Source organism: Flavobacterium sp., assembly GCF_028712645.1.
In the GTDB taxonomy this organism is placed as follows: domain Bacteria; phylum Bacteroidota; class Bacteroidia; order Flavobacteriales; family Flavobacteriaceae; genus Flavobacterium.
Genome location: NZ_JAQTPQ010000122.1, coordinates 1 through 10,695 on the forward strand (window position 1 = coordinate 1; position 10,695 = coordinate 10,695).

Below are 10,695 nucleotides of genomic sequence, written 5' to 3' on the forward strand. Positions count from 1 at the left end.
ACAACATCGGGACGTTTACTCCAAAAGGTTTATCAGTAGCTTTTTTGCATTTTTGAATATGTTCCCGTAAAACTTCAGGATACATTGAACCCGCACCAATCAATCCCAAACCACCAGCATTACTGACTGCACTTGCTAATTTATAGCCAGAATTCCAAATCATTCCTCCTTGAATAATTGGATATTTGATATTAAAAAGTTTCGTGATTTTGTTCATTAAAATAGTAAGAATTACTGTTTGATTATTTTCCCGTTTTTTACAACACCATTCGATTCTATTCTATAAAAATACATTCCGCTATTCAAAGATTTCAATGAAATAGTTGCGGATGGAGATGTGATTTTTTTCTCAACCATTTCTTGTCCCAAAACGTTGTAAATAACAAATGTGTTCGAATCAAATCCTTCGGGTAAAGCTATTGAAATGGAGTCAATTGTTGGATTTGGATAAACCACAAAATCATTTTTTGACAAACTATTTACAGATAATCCATTAGCTAGAGCCAAACTAAAATCAGGAATTCCATAACCATATTGGGTTCGTGATTTTACTATTGGATTATAATTATCTGCTGATTGAAGTATTAATTGTTTAATTTCCTGAGACGTTTTTGTAGGCATTGCTTGCCATAAACAAGCAACCATTCCCGCTAAAATAGGGCAAGAATAGGATGTTCCGCTTCCAATATTATTTATAGTTCCATTATAAAAAACATAAGGATTTTGGCCTTGAGCCATCACATCTGGTTTTACTCGACCATCAAAACTTGGTCCAATGGAACTAAACGAAGCATAAGTTTCATCAGCTTTTACAGCTCCAACTGCAATTACATTCATTGCTTCGGCAGGAATTCCAACATGTGGTTCAACAGTTGCTCCTTCATTTCCAGCACTTGCAACAACAACAATTCCTTTACTAAAAGCAATATTGGCACCCTTCGAAGCAAATGCCGAATCTCCTGTCATATCAGAATAAGTGTGACTATAACTGGGATTATCATAACCAAAATAACCCAAAGAAGTGGATATAATATCAACTCCTACTCGATCGGCTTCTTCTGCAGCTTCAACCCAATTCGATTCTTCAACTGGATTTTCTGTAGGACCATCCTCTGTTATATATAAATAATACTGTGCATCTGGTGACGTCCCAACCAATTGTCCGTCAATGAAACCACCCATCGTGGAAAGAACCGATGTTCCGTGAGAATCACCGGAATAAAAATTGCTGCTTTTGGTTACGTAATTATATCCACCTAGAATTTGATTATTGTCTCTTAATCTTTGAAAAGGCGTGGCTGTATCAACTCCTGGAAAACCACCATCTAAAACTGCAATTATTTTACCAGAACCCGTATAATTAGATTGATGCAAAAGAATTCCGTTTAGCATTTGAATTTGATTGGTCGAAGTGCCGTAATTAAAATTTGCCCCAGTTTTCAAGGTTTTGTTTACTGGATTTGTTTTAGATTTTACCTGTTTTATTTTAGCTGTGTTTAGCAAATGATTAGCAAAATCAATATGATCTACTACAGATGTCAGTAATTTTAAAGCATTAATATCAACTTGTGAGCCACGAACGTGAACACAATTCAACCATTTTGATTTAGCTTTAACTGTTATTCCAGTAGATGCTGAAATAGCATCAATATAAGGTTGGTAAACAGGAATGTCTGTATTATCTAGAGCAATTCCTTGATTAGTTCGTCTATCCAGAGCTCTTTGAGTGAGCATTAAAGTTGGTGTCGCAAAATAAGTTGCAGCATCTGGTTTGTCTTTGAAATATACCCAAGCATCTTCTTGCGAAAATCCAGCAATACTAGAAAATAGAAATAGAAATAAAAATATCCTTTTCATACTTTTTGAAAATAAAAAGACCAAATTACGAAATTACTCCCGAACCAACTAATTCATCATTTTGATACCAAGCCACGAATTGTCCTTCGGCTATGGCAGATTGTGGTTCTTCAAAAGTAACATACATTCCGTTTTCAAATTGATGCAAAGTTGCTTTTTGCAATGGTTGACGATAGCGAATTCTTGCCATAACTTCCATTGTTTCTCCATTGGCCAAAGCCAAATCAGTGCGAATCCAATGTACTTCGGACTTTTCTATAAACAATGCTTTTTTGAATAATCCAGGATGCTGACTACTCAATCCAGTGTAAATAGTATTTGTCACAACATCAGTTGCAATAATAAATAAGGGATCGGTTGTTCCTCCCACATTGAGCCCTTTCCGTTGTCCAATTGTAAAGTAATGAGCACCTTGATGCTTGCCAACTACTTTTCCCATTTCTGGTTTGTAAGCAATTTTTCTTGAGTCGAATATCAATTCTTCTTCAACGGAAAGACCTTCTGCTTTTTCATAAAAATATTCCGGATTGCCTTTGTCTATTTGGATAATTTGCCCTTCTTTGGCTTGTAATTTTTGTTGTAAAAATTCGGGTAATCTAACTTTTCCAATGAAACACAAACCTTGAGAATCTCTTTTTTCGGCAGTAACTAAATCTAATTCTAAAGCAATTTTGCGTACTTCCGGTTTTGTTAATTCGCCTATTGGAAACAAGGATTTAGCCAATTGATCTTGTGATAATTGACATAGAAAATAAGATTGGTCTTTGTTAGTATCGGCTCCAGCCAAAAGTTGATATACTTTCTTGCCGTTAACTTCGATTTCGCCTTTTCGACAATAATGTCCTGTTGCTACATAATCAGCACCAAGACTTAAAGCGATTTTCATAAAAACATCAAATTTTATTTCGCGGTTACAAAGTACATCGGGGTTTGGAGTTCGCCCTTTTTCATATTCGTTGAACATATAATCAACGATTTTTTCTTTGTATTCTTCGCTTAAATCAACGGTTTGAAAAGGAATTCCGAGTTTTTCGGCAACCAAAAGCGCATCGTTGCTGTCTTCCAGCCAAGGACATTCGTTAGAAATGGTAACCGAATCATCGTGCCAATTTTTCATAAAAAGACCGATGACTTCATAGCCTTGTTGCTGCAATAAATAAGCCGCAACACTTGAATCTACACCACCAGAAAGCCCAACAACTACACGTTTCATCTTAGAAATAATTACAATTTTACAAGGCGCAAAGTTACAAAGATTTACGACAGGATTTGAGTATGGAAAAACTTAATTGGTTTTGGATTTTGAAGTGCTTTGTGGAAAACTCATATTCATTTCTTTGACCAATTTCCCTTTATTAAAAAACTGCCAAACTCCCATTTTTTTTCCATTGACAAATTTCCCTTTTGAGACAATAGTTCCATCGTCTGGATCTCGGAATATTGCTAATCCATCATATTCGTTGTTCTTATAAATGGATTCTTCAATTACAATTCCGCTTTCAGTGTATCTTTTACAAATACCATTTTTCAAGTCTTTTTTATACGTCATTTCTTCGGCTATTTTACCACTTGGATAAAATACAGAACGCAATCCTTCTAACTTTCCATTGCTGTAATTTTCAATGGTCATAATAGTTGGCGATGCTTTATGGTAATATTTCCATTGACCTTCGTATAATTTATTGACTACTTTACCTTCGCTCACTTTATTCTTGAGTTGATCATACATAATCGTATAAGCCGAATTATCCTTTGGATTAAATTCTCTAGTAGCTATAACCCTTTTAGTTTTGGTATTATCAAAGAAAGTAAAAACACCAACTTCTTTTCCGTGTTCAAAAGTTCCTTCGTATTTGGGATTTTTAGTGTCAGCATAATTCCCTTTCCAAAGTCCATTTTTGTTTCCTTTCTCGTCTAATTTATTGAAATCATTTTGCGCTTGAATGCAAAAAACATTCAATAAAATCAAAACGAATATTCCTTTTTTATAAAACGCTTCCATAATTGTCTTTTTATTTTAAACGAATTTAATTATCAAAAATTATTCCAATAAAAAATCCCGAAATATCGGGATTTTTATAAAACTATTTCTTTTTGTCCTTCGCTTTTTGAGCTTCGGCTTGTTCCATTACCTCCTGAAGTTTACGCTGAAATTTGCCTTGTTTTTTCGGCTCTTTCAATTTATTCTCCTGAATTTGAGCGTGAATTTTATCGCTGTCAATAATATAATTTTTTATGACAAGCATAATTCCTATCGTAATTGTATTGGAAACAAAATAATACAAACTCAATCCAGATGCGTAACTATTAAAGAATAATAACATCATTACTGGAGAAATATAAATCATATATTTCATCATTTTTGCCATATCTGGCATTCCTTCTTGTTGCGGAGCTGCCATTTGCTGGTCACCAGTTGTCATTTTCATATAAAAGAAAATCGCAATAGATGCCAAAATAGGAAACAAACTGATATGATCTCCATAAGCAGGAACGTGAAATGGCAACTTATAAACAGAGTCAAAAGAAGATAAATCATCTGCCCAAAGGAATCCTTTTTGTCTCAAACTTATTGCCGAAGGAAAGAATTGAAATAAAGCATAAAAAACTGGCATTTGCAATAAACCGGGTAAACAGCCAGCCATCGGATTCACTCCCGCTTTATTATACAGCTTCATTGTTTCTTGCTGTTTTTTCATTGGGTCTTTTTTGAATTTTTCTCCCAATTCAGCAATCTCTGGTTTCAATACTTTCATTTTGGCCTGTGACAAAAATGATTTATAAGTAACTGGAGACATAACTAGTTTGACCAATATTGTAAACAATATAATAGCCCATCCTGGAGCAATAAACATACTCAAGAAACCATAAGTCGGTATAAATGCGTGGCGATTTATCCAACCAAAAATACCCCAACCCAATGGCACAATATCTTGAAGATTCTTATCGTAGGACTTTAGTATTGCATAATCCGTTGGACCATAATACCAATTCATTTTTTGGTCAATTTCTCCATTTTTGAAAGCTATCGGAATAATCGCTTTAAATTGTTTTGTATAAATGGTGTCAATTTTATCGTCGTTAACCAAATTATCAGAGTGCAATTCAGCATTTTTAAAAGGTACGTCGGTTAATAAAATAGATGAGAAGAAATGTTGTTTGAAAGCAACATAAGTAACGTCAGTAATATTTTCCGTTTTCTCTTTTCCTTGCCCTACATAATTACTTTTTCCTTCTTCGTGTTCGTAATAAATCTCGGCATAACGATTTTCGTAAGCAACGCTTTTTTCGTTTCTATAGGATTTCAAATCCCATTCCATATTTAGAGGTTTCGAAGCATTTAAAACACTTTTCAAACCTTGAGAATGAATGTCAAAACCAACCATATAATCGTTTGGTTTCAAGATATATTTGTATTCCAAATATTCGTTAGTGCCCGATTTCAATCGCATCGAAAGAATTTGATTTTCACCGTCTTTTGTCAAAGTGGGTTCGAAGAACAAATCTTTTGTATTTAAAGTTCTGTTATCAGTTGTCAATAATTGAACATTCAAATTGGCATTATTGTCTTTTATCAATTCTACCAGTTGCCCAGAACCTTTCTTGAACTTTTCAAATTTTTTCAAGACAGCTTCTACAATGTAACCTCCTTTATTAGCAATTTTAAGTTTTACTAAATCATTTTCGATAGTAGTAACGGTGTCTTTTGCTGATGGCAATGTTGCAGAATAAGCAAAATTTCCCAATGATTTTTGCAATTTAGCCAATTGTAATGTGTCTCCAGCATCAACAATAGTTGGCGTGGCAGCTTCTTGATTGACAACAACTTTATTTGCTTTGTTTTCTTTGGCAACTTGCTCTTTCTTGGCTTTTTCGGCTGTAATAGCTGCTTCAGAAGGTTGGTTTTTGTACATTATCCAAAGCAAGATTCCGAAAATCAACACGAAACCTATAATCGAATTGAGGTCTAATTTTTTTTCTTCCATTATTTTAATTAAAAACGTTTATGTTTAAAGTTTAAAAACTTTATTATTTTTTCTTTGATTTCACAGTTGCAGCCACAAAATTTACAAAAAGTGGATGTGGATTTGCCACAGTACTTTTATATTCAGGATGGTATTGTACGCCTATGAAAAAAGGATGATCTTCTAATTCTACAATTTCGACCAAACCTGTTTCAGGATTTGTTCCAGAAGCTTTCAATCCTGCTTTTTCTAATTCATTAACATAGCGATTATTATATTCGTAACGATGACGATGACGTTCAGAAATAGTTGCTTGTCCGTATATTTTATAAGCCAAAGTATCTGGTTTTATATCACATTTCCAAGCTCCAAGACGCATTGTTCCACCTTTATCAGTGATGGTTTTTTGCTCTTCCATCAAGTCAATAACTGGATGTTTGGTATTAGGATTCATTTCGGTCGAATTGGCATCGGCATAACCCAAAAATATTTCTTGAATATTCGATTATTGCCATTTGCATTCCCAAACAAATTCCGAAAAATGGTATTTTATTGACCCGTGCATAACGAACGGCCTCAATTTTTCCTTCGATTCCTCTTTCTCCAAATCCTGGAGCAACAAGAATTCCGTCTAATCCAGCTAATTTCTCAGCAACATCTGAAGCATCAAGAAACTCAGAATGAATTGAAATTACATTTACTTTAGTCTCATTGGAAGCACCAGCGTGAATAAAAGCTTCTAAAATGGATTTGTATGAATCTTGCAATTCTACATATTTTCCAATTAAACCAATATTTACAGTATGTTTTGGGTGTTTTATTCTATGCAAGAAAGTATTCCAATTTCTTAAATCTGGAGCGGCTCTTTTTGGCAAAGCCAATTTCTTTAAAGCCACAACATCTAATCCTTCTTCAAGCATTAAAACAGGCACTTCATAAATTGTTGAAGCATCGATGGATTGAATTACAGCTTCTCTTTTGACATTGCAAAACAAAGCCAATTTATTGCGCAATTCTTCTGAAATTTCGTGCTCTGTTCTACAAACTAAAATATCGGCTTTGATTCCGCTTTCCATCAAAGTTTTTACAGAATGCTGAGTTGGTTTTGTTTTTAATTCTCCGGCTGCGGCCAAATAAGGGACCAAAGTCAAGTGAATTACCAAACCATTGTGTTCTCCTAATTCCCATACCAACTGACGAACAGATTCTATATAAGGCAAAGATTCAATATCGCCGACAGTTCCACCAATTTCAGTAATGACAATATCAAAATCGCCTGATTTGCCAAGCAATTGCATTCTATCCTTGATTTCATTGGTAATATGAGGAACAACCTGAACCGTTTTTCCTAGAAATTCACCTCTTCGTTCTTTTTCGATAACCGAAAGATAAATTCTTCCTGTGGTAACATTGTTGGCTTGTGAAGTTGGAACATTTAAGAAACGCTCGTAATGTCCTAAATCCAAATCGGTTTCGGCACCATCATCGGTAACGTAACATTCCCCGTGTTCGTAGGGGTTTAATGTTCCTGGATCGACATTAATATACGGATCAAACTTCTGGATGGTCGTTCGATATCCTCTCGCCTGCAATAATTTTGCCAATGAAGCCGCAATAATCCCCTTCCCTAAAGAAGACGTAACTCCGCCTGTGACAAAAATATATTTCGTTTGATTCATTTTATTGTTGTTGTAGTTGTTGTTGTTGTTGTTTGTTGGAATTGCAAGCGAATAGTTTGCAAAAACGATGCAAAAATACAATTATAAATTGAGAAAAAACTAATTTGGAATTGAGATAATTTTGATTTTATTGGCACAAATGAAATGAATCCTTTTTTTGAGATAAAATGACAAATAAAAAAGCCTACTCAAGATTTAAATCCTGAGTAGGCTTTACAATTAAACAATTTTAATGCGTAATAAAACAGTATTGAAATTAATAAATAATCTACAAATCCCTATAAAGCTCTAGTCTTTCCCATTTAGAATCAACTTCACTTTGAGCTTGAGTAAGTAATGCAGCTCCTAATTCAGCATTATCTTTCACAACTCTATTGAAACGAGATTCATTATACATAAAGTCGCTCAAAGGAATAGTTGGTGCTTTAGAATCTAATCTAAATTTCTTGCCTTTTTCTTGTGAAGGGTCAAATCTAAATAATGGCCAGTAACCTGAATCGATTGCTTTTTCTTGTTGTGAAATGGCATTTTTCAATTCATAACCGTGTTCACCACAATGAGAATAAGCAATAATCAATGATGGTCCAGGATAAGCCGCTGCTTCTTCAATGGCTCTAAGCGATTGCAAATCTTTAGCTCCCATTGCAATTTGAGCAACATAAACATTTCCGTAAGAAATAGCTTGAAGTGCTAGTGATTTTTTACCTGTTTTTTTACCACCAATTGTAAACTTAGCACTTGCTCCCAAAGGAGTTGATTTAGAAGCTTGACCTCCAGTGTTGGAATACACCTCAGTATCCAATACTAAAATATTAATATCTTCTCCAGTTGACAACACGTGATCTACTCCACCGTATCCGATGTCATAAGCCCAACCATCTCCACCAAAGATCCAAACTGCTTTTTTACGAAGATACTCTGTTAATTGACTTAATTTTTTAGCGTCTTCATTGTCTCCAATGTTTGACAATATTTTTTTAAGTGCATCAATTTGAGCAAATTTCTCGTTTTTCAAAGCTTCAGTTTCTTCGCCATTGTTTAGAATTGCGTCCACTAATTCTTCTCCAACAACTGATTTCAATGAAACTAGTAATCCAACAGCAATTTCTTGTTTTTTAGACAATCCCAATTTTAGACCTAATCCAAACTCAGCATTATCTTCGAAAAGTGAATTTGCCCAAGCTGGACCTCTACCAAATTCATTGGTTTTATAAGGTGTTGTTGGTAAATTTCCACCATAAATAGAAGAACATCCTGTAGCATTAGCAATCAACATACTGTCTCCATACAATTGTGTAACCATCTTAATATAAGGTGTTTCTCCACAACCAGAACAAGCTCCTGAGAATTCGAATAATGGTTCTAAGAATTGAGATCCTTTCACATTAGTGATTTGCAATGCGGTTCTGTCATAATATGGTAATTCAACAAAGTGATCCCAGTTTACATTTTCTTCTACATCAACTTCAATTTTCTTGTGCATATTAATAGCCTTGAAGTTTTCTTTTTCTTTGCTTATTGCTGGACAAACCGCCACACAAAGGTCGCAACCTGTACAATCTTCTGGTGAAACTTGCAATACATAAGATTCTTTTTCTTTATCAAATGGTCTTCCTATTGCAGCCACACTTTTTAAAGAACCTGGGAATTGAGCTAAGTCTTCATTAGGAACTACTTTAGATCGAATGGCAGCGTGAGGACAAATGGCGATACATTTATTACATTGTGTACATAAGTTTTCGTCGTCCCAAACTGGAATAAAATCGGCAATTCCACTTTTTTCGTATTGTGAAGTTCCTGTAGGGAAAGTTCCATCTACTGTGAAAGCACTTACTGGAAGTTCGTCTCCAAAACCTGCTAATATTTTTTCTAACACATCGGTAACAAAACCATCAGGAGCATTTCGCATTGCTGATGCTAATTGTTTTTCGCTAGAAGCTACTTTTGGATAATCTACTTGATGTAAATTTTCTAATGCTTTATCAACGGCATTGAAATTCATTTTTACCACTTTTTCTCCTTTATGAGAGTAGGATTTTACAATGGCTTTTTTAATTTTTTCGATAGCTTCTTCTTTAGGTAAAATTCCAGAAATGGCAAAGAAACATGTTTGCAAAATGGTATTGGCTCTTTTTCCAAGACTGGCTTCAAAAGCTACTTTTGTTGCGTCAATTACATAAAACTTAACTTGTTTATCAATGATTCCATTTTGAATTTGGATAGGTAATCTATTCCAAATTTCATCTTTAGAATAAGGCGAATTTAATAAGAAAGTACCACCGTGTTTCAAGTCGGCAATCATATTGAATTTTTCAATAAAATTGAATTTATGACTGGCAATAAAATCAGCTTTGTCAATTAGATAAGTCGAATTAATTGGGTCTGGACCAAAACGCAAGTGTGAAATAGTTTGAGCTCCCGCTTTTTTAGAGTCATAAACAAAATAACCTTGAACATAATTATCGGTAGTTTCACCAATGATTTTGATAGAGTTTTTATTCGCTCCAACAGTACCATCAGATCCTAAACCGTAGAACATACAGCTAATTGATTTTCCTTTACTATCGAAAGAATTATCATAATATAAACTTCTAAAAGTCACGTCATCATTGATACCAATGGTAAAGTGATTTTTAGGTTTTTTATTCGACAATTCGTCATAAATTCCTTTGACCATTGCTGGTGTAAACTCTTTTGATGACAATCCGTAACGACCTCCAACCACGATTGGCATTTCTCTCCCGCTTTCAACAAGCGCAGTAACAATGTCTAAATAAAGTGGATCACCAACGCTTCCTGGCTCTTTAGTTCTGTCCATTACAGCAATTTTCTGAACTGTTTTTGGTAGTACATTTACAAAAGCATCAATTGCGAAAGGTTTGAATAAACGAACTAAAATAACCCCTACTTTTTCTCCATCAGCTAACATCACTTCAAGAGCTTCTTTTACAGGACCTTCAGCAGAACCCATAATAATAATTACTCTTTCGGCTTCTGGATGACCTATATAATCAAACAAATTATATCTACGACCTGTTTGCTCATAGAATTCGTCCATAACATCTTGAACTACTGCTGGAACTCTGTCGTGAAATAAATTGGCAGCTTCTCTTGCTTGGAAGAAAACATCAGGATTTTGAGTAGTACCTCTTAAAACTGGGCGATCAGGGTCTAAAGATCTTTGTCTGTGTTCC

At 34.5% G+C, this 10,695-nt stretch carries 6 protein-coding genes and 1 pseudogene; all 7 read right to left on the bottom strand.

Features of this window, described 5'->3' with window-relative positions; all coding sequences use genetic code 11:
* Nucleotides 1-217 (bottom strand): nitronate monooxygenase (locus PHC28_RS10485; RefSeq protein WP_300099749.1); only part of this gene is annotated, 217 nt, incomplete at its 3' end.
* 14 nt (nucleotides 218-231) lie between these two features.
* Nucleotides 232-1,857, bottom strand: coding sequence for a S8 family serine peptidase (locus PHC28_RS10490; RefSeq protein ID WP_300099751.1), 1,626 nt, complete (start codon nucleotides 1,855-1,857; stop codon nucleotides 232-234).
* Nucleotides 1,858-1,882: 25 nt separating this feature from the next.
* A complete protein-coding gene (gene mnmA, locus PHC28_RS10495; RefSeq protein ID WP_300099754.1) occupies nucleotides 1,883-3,070 on the bottom strand; it encodes a tRNA 2-thiouridine(34) synthase MnmA in 1,188 nt (395 codons plus the stop codon).
* A gap of 72 nt (nucleotides 3,071-3,142) precedes the next feature.
* Nucleotides 3,143-3,859 carry a hypothetical protein gene (locus PHC28_RS10500; protein ID WP_300099757.1) on the bottom strand — a complete coding sequence of 239 codons (717 nt, stop codon included), beginning with the start codon at nucleotides 3,857-3,859 and terminating at the stop codon, nucleotides 3,143-3,145.
* An 82-nt stretch (nucleotides 3,860-3,941) separates the two neighbouring features.
* Nucleotides 3,942-5,843: a membrane protein insertase YidC gene (yidC, locus tag PHC28_RS10505; protein ID WP_300099760.1), complete on the bottom strand. Its 1,902-nt coding sequence runs from the start codon at nucleotides 5,841-5,843 to the stop codon at nucleotides 3,942-3,944.
* Between the two features lie 43 nt (nucleotides 5,844-5,886).
* Nucleotides 5,887-7,501, bottom strand: a pseudogene (locus PHC28_RS10510) (CTP synthase).
* A 268-nt stretch (nucleotides 7,502-7,769) separates the two neighbouring features.
* Nucleotides 7,770-10,695: pyruvate:ferredoxin (flavodoxin) oxidoreductase (gene nifJ, locus PHC28_RS10515; protein ID WP_300099762.1), on the bottom strand; the 2,926-nt coding region annotated here is incomplete at its 5' end.